Origin of the sequence: Cellulomonas olei (assembly GCF_039548315.1) — a bacterium.
Classification (GTDB): Bacteria; Actinomycetota; Actinomycetes; order Actinomycetales; family Cellulomonadaceae; genus Cellulomonas.
Window position 1 is genome coordinate 1 of the sequence record NZ_JBCLVN010000075.1, and the last position, 22,391, is coordinate 22,391.

At 75.9% G+C, this 22,391-nt stretch carries 21 protein-coding genes; 9 read left to right on the forward strand and 12 right to left on the reverse strand.

Annotated features, from left to right (window positions below):
- The first annotated feature begins 1 nt into the window (after position 1).
- The gene (locus tag AAHH18_RS17015; RefSeq protein ID WP_459349163.1) at positions 2-3,595 is read left to right on the forward strand and encodes a multifunctional oxoglutarate decarboxylase/oxoglutarate dehydrogenase thiamine pyrophosphate-binding subunit/dihydrolipoyllysine-residue succinyltransferase subunit; all 3,594 of its coding nucleotides are present in this window, start codon (positions 2-4) and stop codon (positions 3,593-3,595) included.
- Between the two features lie 66 nt (positions 3,596-3,661).
- Here the strand turns inward: AAHH18_RS17015 and AAHH18_RS17020 are convergent, their stop codons facing one another.
- Both AAHH18_RS17020 and AAHH18_RS17025 read right to left on the reverse strand, forming a co-directional pair.
- Positions 3,662-4,807 carry a GNAT family N-acetyltransferase gene (locus AAHH18_RS17020; protein ID WP_343302423.1) on the reverse strand — a complete coding sequence of 382 codons (1,146 nt, stop codon included), beginning with the start codon at positions 4,805-4,807 and terminating at the stop codon, positions 3,662-3,664.
- A 103-nt stretch (positions 4,808-4,910) separates the two neighbouring features.
- Positions 4,911-5,891, reverse strand: a complete 981-nt coding sequence (locus AAHH18_RS17025) for a helix-turn-helix domain-containing protein (RefSeq protein WP_343302424.1) — start codon at positions 5,889-5,891, stop codon at positions 4,911-4,913.
- A 91-nt stretch (positions 5,892-5,982) separates the two neighbouring features.
- On the opposite strand from AAHH18_RS17025, the gene AAHH18_RS17030 reads away from it, so the two are divergent.
- Entirely contained in the window at positions 5,983-6,132 is a 150-nt protein-coding gene (locus AAHH18_RS17030; RefSeq protein WP_343302425.1) for a hypothetical protein, read from the forward strand.
- Between the two features lie 142 nt (positions 6,133-6,274).
- On the forward strand, positions 6,275-6,874 hold the full coding sequence (locus tag AAHH18_RS17035; RefSeq protein WP_283319808.1) for a GDSL-type esterase/lipase family protein: 600 nt from the start codon (positions 6,275-6,277) through the stop codon (positions 6,872-6,874).
- Between the two features lie 7 nt (positions 6,875-6,881).
- Here the strand turns inward: AAHH18_RS17035 and AAHH18_RS17040 are convergent, their stop codons facing one another.
- The 3 genes from AAHH18_RS17040 to AAHH18_RS17050 all read right to left on the reverse strand — a co-directional run bounded on the left by AAHH18_RS17040 (position 6,882) and on the right by AAHH18_RS17050 (position 9,599).
- The gene (locus tag AAHH18_RS17040; RefSeq protein ID WP_343302426.1) at positions 6,882-7,571 is read right to left on the reverse strand and encodes a PadR family transcriptional regulator; all 690 of its coding nucleotides are present in this window, start codon (positions 7,569-7,571) and stop codon (positions 6,882-6,884) included.
- Positions 7,571-8,440: a DUF4097 family beta strand repeat-containing protein gene (locus tag AAHH18_RS17045; protein ID WP_343302427.1), complete on the reverse strand. Its 870-nt coding sequence runs from the start codon at positions 8,438-8,440 to the stop codon at positions 7,571-7,573. The genes AAHH18_RS17040 and AAHH18_RS17045 overlap by 1 nt, the downstream gene beginning before the upstream one ends.
- A 70-nt stretch (positions 8,441-8,510) precedes the next feature.
- On the reverse strand, positions 8,511-9,599 hold the full coding sequence (locus AAHH18_RS17050; RefSeq protein ID WP_283319806.1) for a type IV pilus twitching motility protein PilT: 1,089 nt from the start codon (positions 9,597-9,599) through the stop codon (positions 8,511-8,513).
- A 159-nt stretch (positions 9,600-9,758) separates the two neighbouring features.
- On the opposite strand from AAHH18_RS17050, the gene AAHH18_RS18315 reads away from it, so the two are divergent.
- On the forward strand, positions 9,759-9,833 hold the full coding sequence (locus AAHH18_RS18315) for a 50S ribosomal protein bL37 (protein ID WP_123371254.1): 75 nt from the start codon (positions 9,759-9,761) through the stop codon (positions 9,831-9,833).
- Between the two features lie 74 nt (positions 9,834-9,907).
- Here the strand turns inward: AAHH18_RS18315 and rsrA are convergent, their stop codons facing one another.
- Both rsrA and AAHH18_RS17060 read right to left on the reverse strand, forming a co-directional pair.
- A complete protein-coding gene (gene rsrA, locus AAHH18_RS17055) occupies positions 9,908-10,207 on the reverse strand; it encodes a mycothiol system anti-sigma-R factor (RefSeq protein ID WP_283319805.1) in 300 nt (99 codons plus the stop codon).
- A complete protein-coding gene (locus AAHH18_RS17060) occupies positions 10,204-10,986 on the reverse strand; it encodes a sigma-70 family RNA polymerase sigma factor (RefSeq protein ID WP_283319804.1) in 783 nt (260 codons plus the stop codon). Before AAHH18_RS17060 ends, rsrA begins: the two co-directional genes overlap by 4 nt.
- A gap of 77 nt (positions 10,987-11,063) precedes the next feature.
- Here AAHH18_RS17060 and AAHH18_RS17065 point away from each other — a divergent pair, with 77 nt between their 5' ends.
- The 4 genes from AAHH18_RS17065 to hisN all read left to right on the forward strand — a co-directional run bounded on the left by AAHH18_RS17065 (position 11,064) and on the right by hisN (position 15,004).
- Entirely contained in the window at positions 11,064-11,678 is a 615-nt protein-coding gene (locus tag AAHH18_RS17065; protein ID WP_283319803.1) for a DoxX family protein, read from the forward strand.
- 85 nt (positions 11,679-11,763) lie between these two features.
- Entirely contained in the window at positions 11,764-13,083 is a 1,320-nt protein-coding gene (gene aroA / locus AAHH18_RS17070; protein WP_283319802.1) for a 3-phosphoshikimate 1-carboxyvinyltransferase, read from the forward strand.
- Between the two features lie 52 nt (positions 13,084-13,135).
- The gene (gene rsgA / locus AAHH18_RS17075; RefSeq protein WP_343302428.1) at positions 13,136-14,182 is read left to right on the forward strand and encodes a ribosome small subunit-dependent GTPase A; all 1,047 of its coding nucleotides are present in this window, start codon (positions 13,136-13,138) and stop codon (positions 14,180-14,182) included.
- Between the two features lie 27 nt (positions 14,183-14,209).
- Positions 14,210-15,004: a histidinol-phosphatase gene (gene hisN / locus AAHH18_RS17080; protein ID WP_343302429.1), complete on the forward strand. Its 795-nt coding sequence runs from the start codon at positions 14,210-14,212 to the stop codon at positions 15,002-15,004.
- A 119-nt stretch (positions 15,005-15,123) separates the two neighbouring features.
- Here the strand turns inward: hisN and AAHH18_RS17085 are convergent, their stop codons facing one another.
- On the reverse strand, positions 15,124-15,606 hold the full coding sequence (locus AAHH18_RS17085) for a DUF6912 family protein (protein WP_283319799.1): 483 nt from the start codon (positions 15,604-15,606) through the stop codon (positions 15,124-15,126).
- Positions 15,607-15,869: 263 nt separating this feature from the next.
- Between AAHH18_RS17085 and AAHH18_RS17090 the strand changes: the two genes are divergently transcribed.
- Positions 15,870-16,613 carry an Rv3235 family protein gene (locus AAHH18_RS17090; protein ID WP_343302430.1) on the forward strand — a complete coding sequence of 248 codons (744 nt, stop codon included), beginning with the start codon at positions 15,870-15,872 and terminating at the stop codon, positions 16,611-16,613.
- A 51-nt stretch (positions 16,614-16,664) separates the two neighbouring features.
- On the opposite strand, the gene secA is transcribed toward AAHH18_RS17090, so the two are convergent.
- From secA to AAHH18_RS17110, 4 genes are all read right to left on the reverse strand, one after another.
- Complete coding sequence (gene secA, locus AAHH18_RS17095; protein WP_343302431.1) at positions 16,665-19,493, reverse strand: preprotein translocase subunit SecA; 2,829 nt, start codon at positions 19,491-19,493, stop codon at positions 16,665-16,667.
- 139 nt (positions 19,494-19,632) lie between these two features.
- Positions 19,633-20,961, reverse strand: a complete 1,329-nt coding sequence (locus AAHH18_RS17100) for a winged helix-turn-helix domain-containing protein (RefSeq protein WP_343302432.1) — start codon at positions 20,959-20,961, stop codon at positions 19,633-19,635.
- 154 nt (positions 20,962-21,115) lie between these two features.
- Positions 21,116-21,775 carry a ribosome hibernation-promoting factor, HPF/YfiA family gene (gene hpf / locus AAHH18_RS17105; RefSeq protein ID WP_283319795.1) on the reverse strand — a complete coding sequence of 220 codons (660 nt, stop codon included), beginning with the start codon at positions 21,773-21,775 and terminating at the stop codon, positions 21,116-21,118.
- Positions 21,776-21,942: 167 nt separating this feature from the next.
- Positions 21,943-22,391: ComF family protein (locus tag AAHH18_RS17110; RefSeq protein WP_459349164.1), on the reverse strand; the 449-nt coding region annotated here is incomplete at its 5' end.

Consider the following 22,391-nt stretch of genomic DNA (forward strand, 5'->3'; position numbering starts at 1 on the left):
CGTGGCCGAGGCCGGCGCCACGCGCCCGGCGCACACCGGTGACGGCACCGCGGTCCCGCCGGCCCCCGCCCCGGCGGCCTCCGCCCCCGCGGGCCCGGCGCCGACGCCGCGCGACCCCGAGCCGGTGCCGACGACGTCCCCGGTGGCGACCGCGCAGCCCGCGACCGCCCCCTACGCGCCCGCCGCGAAGGCGGCGCGCGAGGCGGAGCTCGAGCCGCCGGAGGCCGCGGACGAGGTGCAGCGCCTGCGCGGCCCCAGCGCGCGCGTCGTCACCAACATGGAGGCCAGCCTCGAAGTGCCGACCGCGACGTCGGTCCGCGCCATCCCGGCCAAGCTGCTCGTCGACAACCGCATCGTCATCAACAACCACCTGGCGCGCGGCCGCGGCGGCAAGGTCTCGTTCACGCACCTCATCGGCTTCGCGCTGGTCGAGGCGCTCGGCGAGATGCCGGCGATGAACAGCGCGTACACGCTGGTCGACGGCAAGCCCGGCGTCATGACGCCGGCGCACGTGAACCTCGGCCTCGCGATCGACCTGGCGAAGCCGGACGGCACCCGCCAGCTGCTCGTGCCGAGCATCAAGAAGGCGGAGGCGCTCGACTTCGCCCAGTTCTGGACGGCGTACGAGGACGTCGTGCGGCGCGCCCGCGGCGGGAAGCTCGGCGTGGACGACTTCGCCGGCACGACGATCTCGCTGACCAACCCCGGCACCATCGGCACGGTGCACTCGGTGCCGCGCCTCATGCAGGGGCAGGGCACGATCATCGGCGTCGGGGCGATGGACTACCCGGCGGAGTTCCAGGGCACGTCCGACGAGCAGCTCAACAAGATGGGCGTGTCGAAGGTGCTGACGGTGACGTCCACCTACGACCACCGCATCATCCAGGGCGCGCAGTCCGGCGACTTCCTGCGCATCCTGCACCGCAAGCTGCTCGGCGAGGACGGGTTCTACGACCGGGTGTTCGCGTCGCTGCGGGTGCCCTACGAGCCGATCCGCTGGGTCAAGGAGGCAGCCGACCCGGACGCCGAGGCGATCAAGCCGGCCCGCATCGCCGAGCTCATCCACGCCTACCGGTCGCGCGGCCACCTCATGGCCGACACCGACCCGCTCGCGTACCGGCTGCGCAAGCACCCCGACCTGGACGTGCAGACGCACGGCCTGTCGCTGTGGGACCTGGACCGCACGTTCCCGACCGGCGGCTTCACGGGCCGGCCGCGCGCCACGCTGCGCCAGGTGCTCGGCCTGCTGCGCGACTCGTACTGCCGCACCACCGGCTTCGAGTACATGCACCTGCAGGACCCCCGCCAGCGCCGCTGGCTGCAGGAGCGGCTGGAGGCCGGCTACGCCCCGACCCCGCGCGAGGACCAGCTGCGCATCCTGCGCCGCCTGAACGCGGCCGAGGCGTTCGAGACGTTCCTGCAGACCAAGTACGTCGGGCAGAAGCGGTTCTCCCTGGAGGGCGGCGAGTCCGTCATCCCGCTGCTCGACGCGATCCTGTCCCGCGCGGCCGAGGGCGGCCTGGACGAGGTCGCCATCGGCATGGCGCACCGCGGCCGGCTCAACGTGCTCGCGAACATCGCCGGCAAGTCCTACGGGCAGATCTTCAGCGAGTTCGAGGGCAACCAGGACCCGAAGTCCGTGCAGGGCTCGGGCGACGTGAAGTACCACCTCGGGACCGAGGGCGTGTTCCAGTCGGAGTCCGGCGCCTCGACGCGGGTGTACCTCGCGGCGAACCCGTCGCACCTGGAGGCCGTGGACCCCGTGCTCGAGGGCATCGTCCGCGCCAAGCAGGACCGGATCGACCTGGGCGGCGACGGGTTCTCCGTGCTGCCGATCCTCATCCACGGGGACGCGGCGTTCGCGGGCCAGGGCGTGGTCTTCGAGACCCTCAACCTGGCGCAGCTGCGCGGCTACCGCACCGGCGGCACGGTGCACGTCGTCATCAACAACCAGGTCGGCTTCACCACCGGCCCGTCGTCGTCGCGCTCCTCGCAGTACGCCACCGACGTGGCCAAGGGCCTGCAGGTGCCGATCTTCCACGTCAACGGCGACGACCCCGAGGCGTGCGTCCGGGTCGCCGAGCTCGCGTTCGAGTACCGCGAGCAGTTCGACCGCGACGTCATCATCGACATGGTCTGCTACCGCCGGCGCGGCCACAACGAGGGCGACGACCCCTCGATGACCCAGCCCCTCATGTACAACCTCATCGAGGCCAAGCGCTCGGTGCGCAAGCTCTACACCGAGGCGCTGGTGTCCCGCGGGGACATCACGCTGGAGGAGGCCGAGCACGTGCTGCGCGACTACCAGGCGCAGCTCGAGCGGGTGTTCGCGGAGACCCGCGAGGAGGGCTGGACGCCGCCGTCGCCGGACGCCGAGCCGGTGGCCGGCCTGGAGCGTCCCGAGTCCCAGCGCGAGGACGCGGGCGTCATCATCGGCTGGCAGACGGCCGTCCCGGCCAAGGTGCTGGAGCGGATCGGTGCCGCGCACGTCCGGGCGCCCGAGGGCTTCACGGTGCACCCGAAGCTCGCGCAGCTGCTGGCCCGGCGCGAGCAGATGTCGCGCGAGGGCGGCATCGACTGGGGCTTCGGCGAGATCCTCGCGTTCGGGTCGCTGCTCATCGAGGGCACGCCGGTGCGCCTCGCGGGGCAGGACTCCCGCCGCGGGACGTTCGTGCAGCGGCACGCCGTCCTGCACGACCGGGAGACCGGCGCCGAGTGGACCCCGCTGCTGTACCTGTCCGCCGACCAGGCGAAGTTCTGGGTGTACGACTCCTCGCTGTCGGAGTACGCCGCGCTCGGGTTCGAGTACGGCTACTCCGTCGAGCGTCCCGACGCCCTGGTGCTGTGGGAGGCGCAGTTCGGCGACTTCGTCAACGGCGCGCAGACGGTCATCGACGAGTTCATCTCCTCCGCCGAGCAGAAGTGGGGGCAGCACTCGTCCGTCGTGCTGCTGCTCCCCCACGGCTACGAGGGGCAGGGCCCGGACCACTCGTCGGCCCGCATCGAGCGGTTCCTGCAGCTGTGCGCCGAGGGCAACATGACGGTGGCGCAGCCCACGACGCCCGCGTCGTACTTCCACCTGCTGCGGCACCAGGCGTACACCCGCCCGCGCCGCCCGCTCGTGGTGTTCACGCCGAAGTCGATGCTGCGGCTCAAGGCCGGGGCGTCGGCGGTCGAGGACTTCACGTCGGGCACGTTCCGGCCGGTCATCGGCGACGACGTGGCGGCGAGGGACGCGGCGCGGGTCGACCGCGTGCTGCTCTGCTCCGGCAAGGTCTACTGGGACCTCGTGGCGCAGCGCGAGAAGCTCGGCGACGAGCGCACGGCGGTGCTCCGGTTCGAGCAGCTCTACCCGCTCGACCACGAGGGCCTGCGCGCCGCGCTCGCGCCGTTCGACGGCGCCGAGCTGGTGTGGGTGCAGGACGAGCCGCGCAACCAGGGGCCGTGGAGCTTCATGTCGATGGCGCTGCCGCAGGTGGTCGGCGCCCCGGTGCGGGCGGTCTCCCGCCCGGCGTCGGCGTCCACCGCGGCGGGCTCCGCGAAGGTGCACCAGGCGGAGCAGGCGGACCTGCTGCGGGCGGCCTTCGAGCGCTGAGCCTCCCGGTACCCGCGCCGCCCCCGCGCCGTCCCCCTCCGGGACCGGCGCGGGGGCGGCGGCGTCTCACCCGGCCAGGCCGACGCGCCGGGCCAGCGGCACCGCCCGCACGAGCGCGTGCGCGGCGAACCCCCCGGCGGGCAGCAGCAGGTCCACCTGGGTGCGCGGCGCGGGCCACAGGCGGGCGCCGACGGCGTAGTGCGACCCGAAGCCCGGGTCGACGAACGGGGCGTCCGTCGCGCCCAGCAGGTACGTCATGGCGACGACCCGGCCGACGGACCCCGGGCTGAACTTCCGGAACCGCTCGTCGTACGCGTCGAGCATCCCGAACCAGCCGCCGCCCGAGCGCGCGAGGTACCCGGTCCACAGCGTGTGCGGTCCGGCGGCGAGGCGCAGCACCGCGAGGTCGCCGTCCTCCCGGAACGCCCGGGCGGCGTCGCGGAACCAGTGCTCGCGGCGCGGGTCCAGCCCGACGGCCGCCCCTCCGCGGTCCGTGTCGCCCTTCCACCCGGCGGACTGCAGCTCGACGAACCGGTCGTCCGCGTCGGGCCGGGCGGCCTCGAGGTGCAGCGCGATCGGCTCGCCGGTCTCCCGTGTGATGCCGCGCACCACGCGGCGGAGCTTCTGGGCGTCCCCGGGGCGCAGGTGCGCGGTCGACAGCGGCGGGTCGACGATGACGCCGTCCACCGGGTCGGGGACGTCGAGCACCGTGAACGCCTCGCGCGGCGCCCACGCCCCGGTCTCCCGGGAGCGCTCGACGACGGGCAGCCGCCGGCGCCGCACCACCTCGGCGAGCGCGTCGGCGAGCGGGCCCTCGAGGGGGAACCGGCGCAGGAGCGCGAGCCCGGGCAGGCCCACGGTCGGGGCGCCCCGCAGCAGGGCGTCGAGCGCCTCGACGGCCCGCCCGCGGCGCACCAGCGGGTGGTGGCGGTCGGACTCGAGGGTCATGTAGTCCCCGCCCGTGGTGAGCGCCTGGACGGGCAGGCGCGGGATCACCCGCTTCGTGGTCAGCGCCAGCACGGCGAGCCAGCGTGCGCCCTCGGTCACGACGAGCAGCCGCAGGTCGGCGACGCGCTCCCCGAGGTGCCGGGCGGCCAGGAGCTGGCGCGGGTCGAGGCACATGTTGGGGGCCACGGCGTCCGAGGCCAGGTCCTGCCAGGCCCTCCCCTCCTCGGCGGTGACGTCGACGAGCGGGAGAAGCCTGACCTGCATGTCGCCTCCGGGCACGGGGACGCCGGGCCTCCCCCGGCTCCGAGCCACGCTAGGCGTCCCTATGTCCGTTTTGTATGCATCCGGCGGGTGAAGTCGTGCGAGCTCATGCCACGGCTGCCGCCGCCGCGCGCTCCGCGTCGTCCGTGCACGCGAACTGCCGGCGGTAGGCCTGGGGGCTCGTGCCGAGGACGCGCGCGAAGTGGTGCCGCAGGATCGCCGCGCTGCCGAACCCGCTCGCCCGGGCGACGTCCTCGACCCCGGCCGCCGTGCGCTCCAGCATCTCCTGGGCCCGCACGAGCCGCTGCCGGGTGATCCAGGCGGCGGGCGTGGTCCCGGTCTCGGCGCGGAACCGCCGCGCGAAGGTGCGCTCGGACATCAGCGCCCGCGCGGCGAGGTCCGGGACGGTGAGCTCCTCGTCCAGGTGCTCGACGAGCCACGCCAGCAGCGGCGCCAGGGTGTCCGCGTCGCACGGCAGCGGCGTCTCGACGTACTGCGCCTGGCCGCCGTCGCGGTGCGGCGGCACCACCATGCGCCGCGCGATGGCGGCGGCGTCGCGCGCCCCCAGCTCCCGCCGCACGAGGTGGAGGCAGGCGTCGATGCCGGCCGCGGTGCCGGCGCTGCTGATGACGCCCCGGTCCTCCACGTAGAGCACCGCCGGGTCGACGTCCGCGGCGGGGAACCGGTGCGCCAGGTCGTCGGCGTACATCCAGTGCGTGGTGCAGCGCCGACCGTCCAGCAGGCCGGCCTCCCCGAGCGCGAACGTCCCCGAGCAGATGCTCATCACCCAGGCCCCGCGCTCGTGCGCGTCCCGCAGCGCCTGCAGCACCGGCGCGGGCAGCTCGTACGGGGCCCCGTACGGCAGCGCGATCACGAGGTCGGCGTCGGCCGTGGCCTCCAGCCCGGCCGGCACGTCGAGCCGCAGGCCCTGCTTCATCGGCAGGGGACCCGGCTCGGGGGTGCACACGGTGAAGTCGAACCGCGGACCGCCCGTGTCGGAGCGGTCGATGCCGAAGACCTCGCACACGAGCCCGAGCTCGAAGGCGGCCACCCCGGGGACCGCGATGGCGGCCACGCGTCGCAACATGCGGCCAGGATGCCACGTCTGGCGGGATCTCGACGAGATACGACCCTCCTGCCACTCGTGGCGGGAGATCGATGTCGGCAGGATTCCTGCCATGGCGATCACGATCCTCCTCCTCGGCCTGCTGACCCTCCTCGTCTGGCTCACGGCGCGCCTCGTCGACACGGTCCGCCGTGACGGGCTCGGGCACCGGCCCCCGCCCCCGTCGCGGCACGACTGGACCGAGGGCAGCCGCCTGCGCTGAGCGCCGCGCGGTCCCGGCACGGGGACCGCGCGGCCACCCCGCCGTGCGCGCGTCGCACCGGCTCCCGGACCGCACGGCTGCGACACTGGACCCCGCACGTGCGCGGCCACCGCCGCGCGGCACCGACAGGACGGGGACGGACGTGGGCGAGCAGGCGCTGCGCCTGGTGGTGGTCGGGGACGAGCTGGCCGCCGGGGCGGGCGACCCCCGCGCGCTGGGCTGGGTCGGCCGCGTCGCCGCCCGCACGGCCGCCCCGCTGCCCCCGACGGTGCTCACCCTGGCGGTGCCCGGGGAGACGACCACCGGCCTGTCCGCCCGGTGGGAGGAGGAGGTCGCCCGGCGCACCTCCCCGGAGGTCGAGACCCGGCTGGTCGTCGCGCTCGGCCGGGCCGACGCGCTCGCCGGACTCTCCCTCGCCCGCAGCCGGCTCAACCTCGCCAACGTCCTCGACGCCGCGGAGCAGCGGCGCATGCCGGCGTTCGTCGTCGGGCCGCCGCCCGGCGCGGGGGTCGACGCGACCACGCTCGCGGACCTGTCCGCCGCGTTCGCGGACGTCACGACCCGGCGCCGCGTGCCCTACGTCGACACGTTCACGCCGCTCGCCGGGCACGAGCAGTGGCTCGCGGACCTCGCCGCCGGCGACGGCGCCCTGCCGGGCCAGGCCGGGTACGGCCTCATGGCGTGGCTCGTGCTGCACTCGCACTGGAACGCCTGGCTCGGGCTCCCGGAGGACGTGGTCTAGCCCGGCGTCACCGGGGCAGCGTCGCCTCGATCGCCGCCCGGGCGCTCGCCAGGACGGTCCGGACCGTCTCGGCGGTCAGCGGCGTGATGCCGCCGCGCTGCTCGGCCTCCCGCAGGGCGGCGCGGACCTGGGTCCGGAACGCGGCGAGGTCCGCCTCGGCACGCACCCGGCGCCGGTGCGCGGCCCGCTGCTCCCGCCGCGCGGCGCGGTCCGGCTCGCCCGGCGCGCCGTGCCGCCCGGCGTCGTCCCGCGCGTCCGTCCCGGGTGCCCCCGGCGTCCCGGGCGCACCGTCCGACCCGACCGGGGCCCCGGCCCGGGCCTGCTGGGCCGCCGCCGCGAGCTCCGCGCGCAGCCCCGCCATCGACCCGACCACGTCGGTCCGCACCTGCGCCGCGAGCTCCCGCACCGACCGGGCCACGTCGTGCTCGAGGGCGACCAGGTCGGCCCGCCGGTCGCGCAGCTCCTGCCGCCCCCGGTCCGTGAGCGCGTACGTGGCCGTGCGTCCCTCCTGCGTCCGCGCGACCAGCCCGTCCTCCTGCAGCCGCGCCAGCCGCGGGTACACCGTGCCCGCACTCGGCCGGTACAGGCCGCCGAACCGGTCGGACAGCGCCGTGATGAGCTCGTACCCGTGGCGCGGGCCGTCCTCCAGCAGCGAGAGCAGGTAGAGCCGGAGCTGCCCGTGCGCGAAGACCGCCATCAGGCTCCCGGGACGGGACCGCCCGCCCCGGGCCCCGCCGGCGGCACCACGGGCTCCGCGAGCGGCGCGCCGTGCAGGACGGTGAGGTGGCCGGACACGGTCTGCGTGGTCACGAAGCACGTCGCCTGGGGGTCGCGCAGGTCCACGCTCGTGCGCCCCGGACGGCGCTCGCCGTGCTCGACGCCGTCGACCACCACCCGGCCCGACACGCTGCGCGCCTCGACGCCGACGCCGTGCCCCGCGGGCAGCCGCACGGCCACGTCGCCCGAGACGGTGCGCGCCTGCACCACCGAGCTCGCCGCGAGGCAGTCGAGCGTGACCTCGCCGGACACCGTCGTGACGGTGACGCGCGACAGCGCGCCCGAGGCGGTCACCGCGCCGGACACCGTGCCGGCGGACAGGTCGCCCGCGTGGTCGCGCACGACGACGTCCGAGGAGACGCTCTTGAGCGACAGGGCGCCGCGCGTGCCGTCGACCACGACCGCGCCGCCGACCGTGGACACCGAGGCGTCCTGCTGCACGCCGGCGAGCAGCAGGTCGGCGTTCACCGACGCCAGCGAGACGGCCGCGCCGCGCGGGACCGCCACGTGCACCTCGACCCGGTCGCGCTGGTGCGGCCCGCGCAGCTTGTCGATCAGCCCGTCGAGCCCGGTGACGGACCGCACCCCGGCCCAGAGCGCGCCGTCGGCGTAGGTGACCTCCAGCGGCATGCCGTCCACGCGGTGCACCTGGATGCGGGCACCCGTCGCGTCGGGGTCGTCGTGCGCCACGACGTCGACCCGCCCCCCGTTCACCTGGACGCGCAGGGACCGCACGTCCTCCACGTCGACGGTCTGGGGGCCGATGACGACCCAGGACTCGGTGGCCACGGCAGGCTCCTCGGTTCGAGATATATCGCGTTCTGCCACCGTAGGACGCCGCCCCGGGCGCCGCAAGGGGTCAGGCGATCACGCCGCTCGCCCGCAGCTCGACGGTCAGGTCCTGCGGGTTGGTCGCCACCGCGACGGCCTCGTCGTACGACACGGACCCGTCCGCGACGAGCTGCGCCAGGTGCTGGTCGAATGTCTGCATCTTGTAGTAGTCGCCCTGCCGGATCAGGTCCAGCAGCGGCTCGGTGCTGCCCGGGTCCACGATCGCCTCGGCGGTCCGGCCGGTGTTGACCAGCACCTCGATCACCGCGACCCGGCCGTGGCCGTCCGCCCTGCGCACCAGGCGCTGCGAGACGATGCCGCGCAGCGCCTGCGCCAGCGCCACCCTCACCTGCTGCTGCTCGTGCGGCGGGAAGAAGTCGACGATCCGGTTCACGGACTCCGCGGCGTCGATGGTGTGCAGCGTCGACAGCACCAGGTGCCCGGTCTCCGCCGCCGACAGCGCCGCCCGCACCGTCTCCACGTCGCGCATCTCGCCGACGAAGATCACGTCGGGGTCCTGGCGCATCGCCGCCCGCAGCGCGACCGTGAAGTCCGCCGTGTCCTGCCGGATCTCCCGCTGCGAGACGATGCCGCGCTTGTCCTGGTGCAGCACCTCGATCGGGTCCTCGATCGTGACGATGTTGGCCTCGCGCACGGTGTTGATGAGGTCGATCATCGACGCGAGCGTCGTGGTCTTGCCCGAGCCGGTGGGCCCCGTGACCAGCACGAGCCCGCGCGGCTCCAGCGCCAGCTCCCCCACCACGTCCGGGAGCCCGAGCTCCGACATGGACTGCGCCCCCATCGCGACCAGGCGGAACACCAGGCCGTAGGTGCCGCGCGCCTGGTAGGCGTTGACGCGGAACCGGCCGACGCCCGACAGCGAGAACGCGAAGTCGGCCTCGTGCGAGTGCGCGAACTCCTCCGCGAGCTCCGGCGGGAGCACCTCGTCGAGCATGTTCGCGGTGTCCCGCGGCGTCAGCGCGCGCGCCTGGAGGCGGCGCAGCCGGCCGTCGACGCGCACCCGCGGCTCGGACCCGACCTTCACGTGCAGGTCGGAGCCGCCGGCCTGGGCCAGGGCGTGCAGGAGGGGGACGACGGACTGCGGCTGCTCGGTCACCCCCCTGTCATCGGCCGGAACCCCCCGGGGCTTGAACACCCGCGTGCGGCCGGCCCCGGTCCGCGTGCGGCGGCAGCCGCCGGGTGTGGGACGATGGGGGGTCACTGGGCCGTCGAGGCACACCTCGTCCGGCCGGCACGCCAGACCAGGGAGAGATCGATGAGCAAGCGTGGCCGCAAGCGCCGTTCCCGCGCCGGGAGCTCCGCGAACCACGGCAAGCGCCCCAACGCCTGAGGCGCGAGGCGCACGAAGGGCCCGGTGCTCACGCACCGGGCCCTTCGTCGTCCGTCCCGCTCGGCGGCGGCGCCTCAGACGGTCCGCGTGATCCGCAGCTCGGTGAGGCGGGCGTGGATCTTCACCCTCAGGTCCGCCGGGGCCTGCTCCTGGCAGCAGCGCCGCACCAGCTCCTTGAGCATGGTCTCGACCGCCATCTCGTCCAGGCACGGCCGGCACTCCTCGACGTGCGCGCGCACCTGGGCGGCGTCGACCGGCTCGAGCTCGCGGTCCACGTAGGCGAACAGCCGGCCGAGCGCCTGCTCGCACTCCGGACCGCAGCCCCCGGACGACCCCTCGGCCGGCGCCCCCGCCGCCGCGTCCCAGCCCGTCATCGTGCCCTCCCCGTTCCCGTGCCGGTGCCGTCGGGCGCCGGCGCCGCGGCCACGAGCCCCCGGTCGCGGGCGTAGTCGGCCAGCATGTCGCGCAGCTGGCCCCGCCCGCGGTGCAGCCGGGACATCACCGTCCCGATCGGGGTGCCCATGATCTCGGCGATCTCCTTGTAGGCGAAGCCCTCGACGTCCGCGAGGTACACCGCGATCCTGAAGTCCTCCGGGAGCCGCGCGAGCGCGTCCTTCACGTCGGAGTCCGGCAGGTGGTCCAGCGCCTCCGCCTCGGCCGAGCGCAGCCCGGTCGAGGTGTGCGACTCCGCGCGAGCGATCTGCCAGTCCTCGATCTCGTCGGCCTGGGACTGCTGCGGCTCGCGCTGCTTCTTGCGGTACGTGTTGATGAAGGTGTTCGTCAGGATCCGGTACAGCCAGGCCTTGAGGTTCGTGCCCGGCCGGTACTGGTGGAACGCGGCGAACGCCTTCGCGAACGTCTCCTGGACCAGGTCCTCGGCGTCCGACGGGTTGCGCGTCATGCGCAGGGCGGCGCCGTAGAGCTGGTCCAGGTAGACCAGCGCCTCGGCCTCGAACCGCTCGCTGCGCGCCGCGTCGTCCTCGGACTCGGGGGCGCGTGTGGTGTCCTCGCTCATCACCGCCGAGCCTAGTCCGCGCGCGCGGGGCACGCCGGACCGTGCGGGCGCCGACGCGGCGACCGGCACCGGCGCGGTCGCCGGCAGCGTCGCCACCGCGGAGGCGGGCGCAGGGCGTTCCAGGGTCGTACAGCTCATGGCCTGCACAACACGACCGCCCGCCGCGGGCATTCCCGGGCGCGCCGCGCATCGCCGGACACTACGTTGGACGCCAGGTGTCCGTGCGTCGCGGACCGCCGGAGGAGGACGTCATGCTGCTGCGCCGCATCGCCCGACCGCTCTTCGCGTCGTGGTTCCTCAGCGAGGGGGTCGACGCCCTGCGCCGGCCGTCCGCGCACGTCCCCGTGGCCCGGGACGCCGTCGAGCGGCTGAACGCCTCGGTGCCCCGCGGCGCCCTCGGCGGTGCCCTGGACGCGTACCGGCACCCCTCCGACGCGCAGCTCACGACGCTAGTGCGGGCCCACGGCGGCGCCACCGCGCTGGCGGCGCTGCTGCTCGCCACCGGACGCGCGCCGCGCGCCGCCGCGCTGGCGCTCGCCGCCCTCACGCTCCCGCTCGCGGCCGCCGACGCCCCGCCCTCCCGCAAGGAGCGCGCCCACCTCGACGCCGAGCAGAAGAAGGCCCGCAAGGCCCGGTTCCTGCGGGGGCTGTCGCTGACCGGCGGCGCCCTCATCGCCGCCGCCGACACCGCGGGGCGCCCGTCCGTGCGGTGGCGCGTCGAGCACGCGCGCGCCACCCGCGCGGCGGCCGCGTCGGCGGCGGGCGCCGCGTCGGGCGTCGCGGCGGCGGGCAGGGCCGCGCGCCGGACGGTCACGGAGGCCGTGCGCTGACCGTGCGCCCGCGCACCGTCGCGGGCCCGCGCCGCCGCGTGGACGGGCCCGGCGTCGTCGCGACCCGTCCCGCTAGCCTGCTCGCATGACCCACGCCACCCGCGACGACGTCCCCGCCGGGGTCGGCGCCGCCGCCGACTGGCCCGCCCCCACCGCGGCGCACCCCCTCGACGCGACCGTCGAGGTGCCCGGGTCGAAGTCGCTCACCAACCGGTACCTCGTGCTCGCGGCCCTGGCCGACGGGCCGGGGCGCCTGCGCGCCCCGCTCCGGTCGCGGGACACGCTGCTCATGGCGCAGGCGCTGCGCGACCTCGGCACCACCGTGGAGGACGACCCCGCGTCGCCCGGGGACTGGCTCGTGACGCCCGGGCGGTTCCGGGGCCCGGCCGACGTGCGGTGCGGGCTCGCCGGGACCGTCATGCGGTTCCTGCCCGCCGTGGCCGCTCTCGCGGACGGACCCGTGCGGTTCGACGGCGACGAGGGGGCCCGGGTCCGCCCCATGGGCCCGGTGCTCACGGCCCTGCGCGCCCTCGGGGTCCGGGTCGGCGAGCAGGGCGAGCCCGGGCACCTGCCGTTCACCGTCGACGGCGCCGGACGGGTGCGGGGCGGCAGCGTGGACGTCGACGCGTCCGGCTCGTCCCAGTTCGTGTCCGGGCTGCTGCTCGCGGCGGCCCGGTTCGACCAGGGGCTGACCGTCCGGCACACCGGCCCGACGCTGCCGAGCCTCCCGCACATCGAGATGACGGTGGCGGTGCTGCGGGCCGCCGGCGTGGTGGTGGACGACTCCCGGCCCGCGATCTGGCGCGTCGAGCCCGGCCCGGTCGCCGCGCGCGACGTCCGCGTGGAGCCCGACCTGTCCAACGCGGCGCCGTTCCTGTGCGCGGCGCTGGTCGCCGGCGGGACCGTGCGCGTCCCGGGCTGGCCGGCGTCGACCACCCAGCCGGGAGGCCTGCTGCCGGGCATCCTCGAGCGGATGGGGGCGACGACGCGCCTGGACGGCGACGTGCTGGCCGTCACCGGCACCGGTACGGTCCGCGGGCTCGACCTCGACCTGCACGCCGCGGGCGAGCTCGCGCCGACGATCGCTGCCCTCGCCGCCCTGGCGGACTCCCCCACGCGCCTGCGCGGCATCGCGCACCTGCGCGGCCACGAGACCGACCGGCTCGCGGCGCTCTCCGCCGAGATCACCCGGCTCGGCGGGCAGGCCGAGCAGACCGCCGACGGCCTCGTCATCACGCCGCGGCCCCTGCACGGCGGCACCGTGCGGACGTACGCCGACCACCGCATGGCGACGTTCGGGGCCCTGCTCGGGCTGGCCGTCCCCGGCGTGCTGGTGCAGGACGTGGCGACGACCGCCAAGACGATCCCCGACTTCGTCGGGCTGTGGGACGGGATGCTGGCGTGACCGCCGGCCGCGCCCGGACCCGCGGCACCGCCCGCCCCGCGGGCCGCTGACCGTGGCACGCCGGGCACTCGACGAGTCGGACGTGCGGGTCCGTCCGAGCCGGCGCGGCTCCCGCCCGCGGACGAAGACCCGGCCGGAGCACGCGGACGCCGAGCGGGCGCTCGTCACCGGCGTCGACCGGGGCCGCTACACCGTGCTCGTCGACGCCGACGGCCCCGGCGAGCGGGTCGCGACCGCGATGAAGGCCCGGGAGCTGGGCCGGGAGCGCGTCGTCCCCGGCGACCGCGTCGACCTCGTCGGCGACACGTCCGGCGCGGCGGGCTCGCTCGCGCGCATCGTGCGGATCGCCGACCGGTCGACGGTGCTGCGCCGCACGGCGGACGACACCGACCCCGTCGAGCGCGTCATCGTCGCGAACGCCGACCAGCTCGTCGTCGTCACCGCCCTCGCCGACCCCGAGCCGCGCACCCGGATGATCGACCGCTGCGTGGTCGCCGCCTACGACGCCGGGATGGAGGTCCTGCTGGCGCTCACCAAGGCGGACCTCGCGGACCCGGCGACGCTGCGCGCGCTCTACGAGCCGATCGGCGTGCGGGTGGTGGTCACCCGGCGCGACGGCGACGCGATCGAGGGCCTCGACGCGGTGCAGGAGGCGCTGGCCGGTCGCACGTCCGTGCTCGTCGGGCACTCCGGCGTCGGCAAGTCGACCCTCGTCAACGCCCTCGTCCCCGACGCGCTGCGGGCCACGGGCGTCGTCAACGACGTCACCGGCCGCGGGCGGCACACGTCGACGTCCGCGGTCGCGCTCCGCGTCCCGGGGCCCGCCGGCACGTGGGTCATCGACACGCCCGGCGTGCGGTCCTTCGGCCTCGCGCACGTCGACCCGGACCACCTGCTCGGCGCGTTCGCAGACCTCGCGGAGGTCGCCCAGGACTGCCCCCGCGGCTGCACCCACGCGGCGGACGCACCCGACTGCGCGCTCGACGAGTGGGTGGCCGCGGCCCCGGACGAGGACGTGCGGGAGGGCCGCGCCGCGCGCGTGGACTCGTTCCGCCGGCTGCTGGTCAGCCGGACCGGCGCGCCCGACCCGGCGGGCTGACCGGCGGGTTCCCGATAGGTTGGGCGCATGACCCGGTACGACGACGACCTGCGCCTCGCCCACGTGATCGCCGACCAGGTGGACGGGCTCACGATGTCGCGCTTCAAGGCGCAGGACCTCCGGGTCGAGACCAAGCCGGACCTCACGCCCGTCTCCGACGCCGACCGGTCGGCCGAGGAGCTCGTGCGGACGCAGCTCTCCCGGACCCGCCCGCGCGACGCGGTGCACGGCGAGGAGATGCCCGACACCGGGCACGGACCGCGGCGCTGGGTCGTCGACCCGATCGACGGGACGAAGAACTTCGTGCGCGGCGTGCCCGTGTGGGCCACCCTCATCGCGCTGCTCGACGGCGACGACGTGGTGGTCGGGCTGGTCAGCGCACCGGCACTCGGACGCCGGTGGTGGGCGGCGCAGGGCTCCGGCGCGTGGTCCGGGCGGTCGCTCGCCGCGGCGAGCCGGCTCCAGGTCTCCGAGGTCGGCCGGCTGCAGGACGCGTCGTTCTCCTACTCCAGCCTGAGCGGCTGGGAGGAGCAGGGCCGGCTCGAGCACATGCTGTCGCTCACCCGCCAGGTGTGGCGCACCCGCGCCTACGGGGACTTCTGGTCGCACGTCCTGGTCGCCGAGGGCGCGGTGGACCTGTCGGCGGAGCCCGAGCTGTCGCTGCACGACATGGCGGCGCTCGTGCCGATCGTCACCGAGGCCGGTGGCCGGTTCACCTCGCTGCAGGGCGTCGACGGGCCGTTCGGAGGCTCCGCCCTGGTGTCCAACGGCCGGCTGCACGGCGCGGCGCTGCAGGTGCTGGACCCGCTGCTCGAGCGCTGAGGGGTCCCTCCGGCGGTGCCGGGGTCGGTCGGACGGCCGGGCCGGGCGCGGGATCGGCGTGCGGTCGACGCGGGGTCGGCGCGCGGTCGGCGCGCGGTCGGCGCGGGGTCGGCGCGCGGTCAGCGCGGGATGCGGTCGAGCTCGGTGACGTCGTACCAGAGCAGGTCGCGCTCGGCCAGGGCGTCGAGCGCCGCGTCGTCGCCGTCGAGCGCACGGGCCACCTCGTCGCGGGCCGCGGGCTCGTCCACGTGCGCGCACACCACGTCGTCCAGCGCCACGGGTGACGTCAGCGAGACCAGGCTCGCGGCCTCGTCGCCCGCGTCCTCGTCCCCGGGCGCCGCCTCGCGGACGGCGTCGTCCGGCACCTCCACCGTCACGACCAGGCGCAGCCCGGTCGCCTCGGGGCGCGCGGCCAGCAGCACGAGCGCGTCGTCCGCCGCCATGAGCTGGGCGGCGAACTCCACGCCCTCCTCGTCCTCGTCGGGCAGCAGCGCGGCCAGCGCCGGCGTGACCGCGTGGGCACGCCGGGGGGCGGCGAGAGGGGTGCCGGCACCCAGCAGGGCATCGAGCTCGTCGAGGGTCGCAGGCAGGTAGAGGCGCACGGCACCAGTGTGCCCGCCCGCGCGCCGTGCACGGTGCACATCCGGGACGAACCGGGGCGAGTGTGGTCGAGACGACGCCGTCGTCCCCAGGCTGCGCGGCCGGATTGGTGGGGGCGCCGGGGTGCCGGGTAGACCTGGCGTCCCCTTGCGCCCCAGAGCCCCGACGGAGGACACATGACGAGCAGCCAGCGCCCCACGACCGGCCCCCTGGACGGGTCCGCGCTCCCGCGCGCCACCGCGGGACGGCCGCCGGCGGTGCACCCATGAGCACCGCGGTGGAGGTGCGGCTCGTGCCGGCCCCGCCGACGACGACGTCGGCGGACACGAGCGCGCCCACCACCGCGTCCGCCCCGCGCGCCCTCCCGTCCGGGGGCGTCGGCCGGGGCACCCCGGCGCCGGACGCGCGCGCCACGGCGGGACCGGCCGGCAGGACGACGGCCCCGCTGCCGGCCCGGCACCGCCCTCCCCGCCGGCCCGCAGGGGGGACCGGCGGGGCCGCCGCTCACCAGCCGGTCGTGCAGCGCCTCGGCGCGGGCGGCGTCGCCGCGTACAGCCACGCCGTCCCCGACGACGCCCCGACCGATCCGGTGCCGGTGCCGGCGCTGCCCCCGGGCTCCCCCGGCGGGGCCGCGGCCACCCTGGACCCACGGCAGGCGTGCTGCATGGTCGCGCTCGCCGCCGTGGAGGTGCTCGCGGGCACGCGGCCGCTCGCCCAGCTCGCCCGCTGGGTCACCCCGGAGGTCTACGACACGCTCGCCCGCCGCGCCGTCCTCACCGCTCCGCGCAGCCGCGTGCTGGACCCGGTGGCGGCGCCGTCCGACCTGGCGGGGCACGCCGGGACCCCGGTGCGCCGGCCGTCGGTGCGGCGGGTCCGCGCGGTGGCGGTCGGTCAGGACGCGCTCGAGGCGTCCGTGGTCGTCGCCCACGCGGGCCGCGTGCGGGCCGTCGCGATCCGGCTCACCCGGGCGACCGGGCGGTGGCGGGCCGCGGCCCTGGTGGTGGGCTGACGACGGAGGGCGGCCGGTGGTCCCGGCCGCCCTCCGTCCGCGACGCCCGGTTCAGCCCCGGCGGCGCTGCTGCTTGGCGGCCTTGCGACGTGCCTCGCGGTTGCCGCCCGCGTCGTCCGCCCCGTCAGGGCGCCCGGACGCCGCCGGGGCCGGCGCGGCGGGTGCGCCCGCGGCGGGACCGGCTGCGCGGCGGCCGCTGCGCGTCACCTGCGCGCCGCTGTCGCCGTCGACGCTCGGGGCCGAGTACTGCAGCGGCACACGCTGCTCCGGGCCGTCGATCCCCTTCGCGACCAGCACGGGCTCCGAGCCGTCGCCCGCGCCCTCCGCGGCGGCCGGGGCGTCCCCGGCGGGGGCCCCGACGGCGGCGGGCTGCGCCGGCTCGGCGACCTTGACCTCGAGGTTGAACAGGAACCCGACGGCCTCGTCCTTGATGGACCCGGTCATCGCCTGGAACAGCTGGAAGCCCTCGCGCTGGTACTCGATGAGCGGGTCGCGCTGCGCCATCGCCCGCAGGCCGATGCCCTCCTTGAGGTAGTCCATCTCGTAGAGGTGCTCACGCCACTTGCGGTCCAGCACGGACAGCACGACGCGGCGCTCGAGCTGGCGCATGTTCGCCTCGCCGAGGCTCTGCTCGCGCTCCTGGTAGGCGATCCGGGCGTCCGACAGCAGCTCGGTGCGCAGCAGCTCCGGCGTCACGCGACCGAGCCCGCCGGCCTGCTCGACGACCTCGTCGACCTCGATCGAGACCGGGTAGACCGCCTTGAGCGACGCCCAGAGCTGCTCCAGGTCCCAGTCCTCCGGGTGGCCCTCCCCCGTCGCCGCGGCGACGTAGTCGTCCACGACGTCCTCGAGGAAGTGCTGCACCTGGTCCTGCAGGTCCTCGCCCTCGAGCACGCGGCGGCGCTGCTCGTAGATGACCTCGCGCTGCCGCGACAGGACGTCGTCGTACTTCAGCACGTTCTTGCGGATCTCGAAGTTGCGGGCCTCGACCTGCGACTGCGCCGACCGGATGCCCCGCGTCACGATCTTCGACTCGAGCGGCAGGTCGTCCGGGAAGCCGGCGCGGGTCATCATCGACTCGGCGAGCCCGGAGTTGAACAGCCGCATGAGGTCGTCCTGCAGCGACAGGTAGAACCGGGACTCGCCCGGGTCGCCCTGGCGGCCGGAGCGCCCGCGGAGCTGGTTGTCGATGCGCCGCGACTCGTGGCGCTCCGTGCCGAGCACGTACAGGCCACCGAGCTCGACGACCTCGTCGTGCTCCGCCGCCACGGCCGCCTTGGCCTTCTCCAGCGCCTCGGGCCACGCGGCCTCGTACTCCTCCGGGCTCTCCTTCGGGTCGAGCCCGCGGGCGGCCAGGTCGGCGACCGCCATGAACTCGGCGTTGCCGCCGAGCATGATGTCGGTGCCACGGCCGGCCATGTTGGTCGCGACCGTGACGGCGCCCTTGCGGCCGGCCTGCGCGACGATCGACGCCTCGCGCGCGTGCTGCTTGGCGTTGAGGACCTCGTGCGGGACCCCGGCCTTGCGCAGCTTGCGGGACAGCAGCTCGGACTTCTCGACGCTGGTGGTGCCGACGAGGACAGGCTGGCCGTTGGCGTGCCGCTCGACGATGTCGGCGACGACCGCGTCGAACTTGCCCTCCTCGGCCTTGTAGACGAGGTCGGCCTGGTCGATGCGCTGCATCGGGCGGTTCGTCGGGATGGGCACGACGCCCAGCTTGTACGTGCCCTGGAACTCGGCCGCCTCGGTCTCGGCGGTACCGGTCATGCCGGCGAGCTTGTCGTACAGGCGGAAGTAGTTCTGGAGCGTGATGGTGGCGAGCGTCTGGTTCTCCGCCTTGATGGCGACGCCCTCCTTGGCCTCGATGGCCTGGTGCATGCCCTCGTTGTAGCGGCGGCCCGGCAGGACGCGGCCGGTGTGCTCGTCGACGATGAGCACCTCGCCCTTGTCGACGATGTAGTCCTTGTCCCGCTTGAAGAGCTCCTTGGCCTTGATGGCGTTGTTGAGGAACCCGATGAGCGGGGTGTTGAGCGACTCGTACAGGTTGTCGATGCCGAGGTAGTCCTCGACGCGCTCGATCCCGGGCTCCAGCACGCCGATGGTGCGCTTCTTCTCGTCGACCTCGTAGTCGCGCTCGGGCTGCAGCCGGCGCACGACCTTCGCGAACTCCGCGTACCAGCGGTTCGCGTCGCCCGACGCGGGGCCGGAGATGATGAGCGGGGTGCGGGCCTCGTCGATGAGGATCGAGTCCACCTCGTCGACGATCGCGAAGTGGTGGCCGCGCTGCACGAGCTCGTCGGTGCTCCACGCCATGTTGTCGCGCAGGAAGTCGAAGCCGAACTCGTTGTTGGTGCCGTACGTGATGTCGGCGGCGTACTGCACGCGCCGCTCGGCCGGGGTCTGCCCCTGGAGGATGACGCCCGTCGTCAGGCCGAGGAACCGGTAGACCCGGCCCATGAGGTCGGCCTGGTAGCTCGCCAGGTAGTCGTTGACCGTGACGACGTGCACGCCCTTGCCGGTCAGCGCGTTGAGGTAGGCCGGCGCGGTGGCGACCAGCGTCTTGCCCTCACCGGTCTTCATCTCGGCGATGTTGCCCAGGTGCAGCGCGGCCCCGCCCATGAGCTGGACGTCGAAGTGGCGCTGACCGAGCGTGCGGCGCGCGGCCTCGCGCACCGCCGCGAACGCCTCGGCGAGCACGTCGTCGAGCGTCTCGCCGTCGGCGAGCCGGGCCTTGAAGCGGTCGGTCTCCTCACGCAGCTCCGCGTCCGACAGCGCCGTGAAGCTGTCCTCCAGGGCGTTGACCTGCTGGGCGACGCCCGACAGCTTCTTGAGGATCCGCCCCTCGCCCAGGCGGAGGACCTTCTCGAGGATCGCAGGCACGTGCACTCCCGACTCGCTGCGCCCCCGGCGCGGTTGCGCGGGGCGTCCTGGCGTCCCGACCGCACAGCCGGGCCCCGTCCATCGTAGGTGAGCGACGCCGACCGGCAGCAAACCGCGCGCCCCGGCGTGGACGGCGACGTCAGGCGGCCGCGAGCGCGGCGGCGAGCACGCCCGCGAGCGACCCGCGGGGCGCCCCGTCCTTGCCGCCGACGACCACGTCGTCGAGACCCAGCCAGCCGGCCAGCAGCCGCAGCTCGTCCGCGAGGTCGGCCGCGACCTCGCCGGCGTCGTCCCGGGCGCCGTCGGCCGTCCCCGGGCCCGGCGCCGGCGCCGGCGGCTCGTGCGCGGCGTGGACGCGCAGCACCCCGGCCGCCCGGTCGGCCTTGAGGTCGACGAGGGCCGCGAGCCGCTCGCCCCGCAGGAACGGCAGCACGTAGTACCCGTGCACCCGCTGCGCCTCGGGCACGTAGATCTCGATGCGGTAGCGCAGGCCGAAGAGCTCCTCCAGGCGGCGGCGCTCGAACACCAGCGGGTCGAACGGGCTGAGCAGCGCGCGCCCGGTGGCGCGCCGCGGCAGGTCGGCGTCCGCGTGCAGGTACACGGGACGCTCCCAGCCGGACACCCGGACGGGGGCGAGCGTGCCGTCCTCGACGAGCTCGTCGAGCGCCCGGCGCGCCCGCGGCCCCTTGATGCGGAAGTAGTCGAGCAGGCACCGCGCCGAGGCGACCCCGTGCGCGCGGGCGGCGATCGCGAGCAGCTCGCGCACGGCCGCGGCCTCGTCCGGCTCCGGGGCGGCCAGCACCTCGGGGGGCAGCACGCGCGACGTCAGGTCGTAGCAGCGCTCGAACTGGGCGTTCCGCCGCGCGGACGCCACCTCCCCGGTGAAGAACAGGAACTCGAGCACCCGCTTCGCGGCCGTCCAGTTCCACCCCCAGTCCGTGCGCGTGCGCGGGTGGTCCGCCTCGACGTGCGCGTGGACCTCGGAGGCAGTCAGCGGGCCGTCCGCCTCGATCATCGCCAGCACGTCGGCCACCAGGGGCGAGTACCGCAGGGGCACCTCCCGGATCGAGCCCCACGCGTAGTCCAGGTACCGCCGGCGCCGCCAGCCGAGCAGGGCGTACGTCTCCGGCGGCACGTACGACGCCTCGTGCGCCCAGGTCTCCACGAGCCGCCGCGGCGCGCGCCCCGACGCGCGGTCGAGCAGCGCCGCGTCGTAGGGGCCCACCCGCGAGAACGTGGGCATGAGGTGGGCCCGGGCCAGCACGTTGACCGAGTCGATCTGGAGCAGGCCCACCCGGTCCACGACCTGCTGGAGGTGGCGCATGGTCGCCGGGCCGGTGCGCGGCGCGCGGGGACGGTCGAGGCCCTGGGCGCGGAGGGCGACGCGGCGGGCCTGCGAGAGCGACAGCGTGCCGCCGGGCCGGTGCGCCGTCCCGCGGGGCGGGGCGGGGGCGGTCGTCGAGCTCATCCGCCCATCCTGCCGCCCGCCACCGACACCGCCCGTGCGGGGGGGCTGCGGCGTCGCGGGAACGGGAGCGCGGCGGGGACGGCAGCGCCCGCCGGCTCCGTGCCGGCGGGCGCTGCCGTGCCGGTCCGGACGGTCGCCGTCCCCGCGTTCCGCCTCAGCGCTGGGCGACCGCCCCGGCGGGCGCGGTGCCGCTGCCCACCGTGGTGACCGCGGCGTCGAGCTTGATCACGCCGTAGCTCCAGCCGCGGCGCCGGTACGCGACCGAGGGCTGCGCCGTCTCCGCGTCCACGAACAGGAAGAAGTCGTGCCCGACGAGCTCCATCTCGTACAGCGCGTCGTCGATGGTCATCGGCTGGGCCAGGTGCACCTTCTCGCGGATCACCACCGGCGAGTCCCCGAGGGTGGTCTCGACCACGCCGTCCTCGGACGGCTCGGGCGCGAGGTCCTGCGGCTCGGGCTCGGGCTCGGCGGGGACCGGCACGGCGCCGGACGGCGGCTGCGAGCGGCCGCGGTGGTTCTTGCGCCGGTCGCGCGCCCGGCGCAGCCGCTCCGTCAGCTTGTCGATCGCCAGGTCGAACGCCCCGTAGCGGTCGTCCGCGCACGCCTCGGCCCGGATCACCGGTCCCTTGCCGACCACGGTGAGCTCGACCCGCTCGGCGGCCGCGGCCTGCCGGGGGTTGGACTCGTGGGTCACCTCGACGTCGATGCGCTGCGCACGGGGCGCGAGCTGCTCGAGCTTGGCGAGCTTGTCCGTCACGTGCTGACGGAACCGCTCGGGGACGTCGGTGTGACGGCCTGCGACGACGATCTCCATGGGATACCTCCTGGAGGTCCGGGGGGCGGGGTCGTCCCCGCCCGGCAGCGTGCTCTCGAACGCCCTCGTGGGGCGGGATGCGGGCACCACCTCCTCGTGCGGGCGCGCCCGCCGAGACCCGGGAACCGGGTGACGTCCGTGCCGCCCGGCTGCTCTGGGGCACCACGCTAGCCCGGCGCGGTCGCTGGTTCCAACCAGGACGGCGGCGCGCCGGGCGGAGGGGTGACGGCGAGCACCACGGCGCCGCGCGGGCGGGCGCCCTCCCGCTCCAGCGCGGCCCGGCAGGCGGCCAGCGTCGCCCCCGTCGTCAGGACGTCGTCGACCAGCATCACGTCGGCGCCCGCGAGAGCGGTCCGGGCACCCGTGCGCACCCGCACCCGGCCGGCGAGGTTGGCCGCGCGCCCGCGGACGCCGAGCCCCACCTGGTCCGCTCCCCCGCGCCGGAGCCGCAGCGCGGGGAGCACCGGCACGCCGGGCGCGCCCGGGGGCCACCCCGCCAGGCCCAGGGACCGCCCCGCCGGGCCCGGCCCGCCCGGGAACCGCCCCGCCGAGCCCGGCCCGCTCGTGGCGCCCCCGGCCGCCGCGGCGCGGTGCGTCCCCGGGCCGGGGGGCACCG

What these genes read in the sequence shown, in the direction of transcription:
- AAHH18_RS17020 (WP_343302423.1), bottom strand. Translation starts at nt 4,807, where the DNA reads ATGCAGGTCAGGCTTCTCCCGCTCGTCGACGTCACCGCCGAGGAGGGG.
- AAHH18_RS17025 (WP_343302424.1), bottom strand. Translation starts at nt 5,891, where the DNA reads ATGTTGCGACGCGTGGCCGCCATCGCGGTCCCCGGGGTGGCCGCCTTC.
- AAHH18_RS17030 (WP_343302425.1), top strand. Translation starts at nt 5,983, where the DNA reads ATGGCGATCACGATCCTCCTCCTCGGCCTGCTGACCCTCCTCGTCTGG.
- AAHH18_RS17040 (WP_343302426.1), bottom strand. Translation starts at nt 7,571, where the DNA reads ATGGCGGTCTTCGCGCACGGGCAGCTCCGGCTCTACCTGCTCTCGCTG.
- rsrA (WP_283319805.1), bottom strand. Translation starts at nt 10,207, where the DNA reads ATGACGGGCTGGGACGCGGCGGCGGGGGCGCCGGCCGAGGGGTCGTCC.
- AAHH18_RS17060 (WP_283319804.1), bottom strand. Translation starts at nt 10,986, where the DNA reads ATGAGCTGTACGACCCTGGAACGCCCTGCGCCCGCCTCCGCGGTGGCG.
- aroA (WP_283319802.1), top strand. Translation starts at nt 11,764, where the DNA reads ATGACCCACGCCACCCGCGACGACGTCCCCGCCGGGGTCGGCGCCGCC.
- hisN (WP_343302429.1), top strand. Translation starts at nt 14,210, where the DNA reads ATGACCCGGTACGACGACGACCTGCGCCTCGCCCACGTGATCGCCGAC.
- AAHH18_RS17090 (WP_343302430.1), top strand. Translation starts at nt 15,870, where the DNA reads ATGAGCACCGCGGTGGAGGTGCGGCTCGTGCCGGCCCCGCCGACGACG.
- AAHH18_RS17100 (WP_343302432.1), bottom strand. Translation starts at nt 20,961, where the DNA reads ATGAGCTCGACGACCGCCCCCGCCCCGCCCCGCGGGACGGCGCACCGG.
- hpf (WP_283319795.1), bottom strand. Translation starts at nt 21,775, where the DNA reads ATGGAGATCGTCGTCGCAGGCCGTCACACCGACGTCCCCGAGCGGTTC.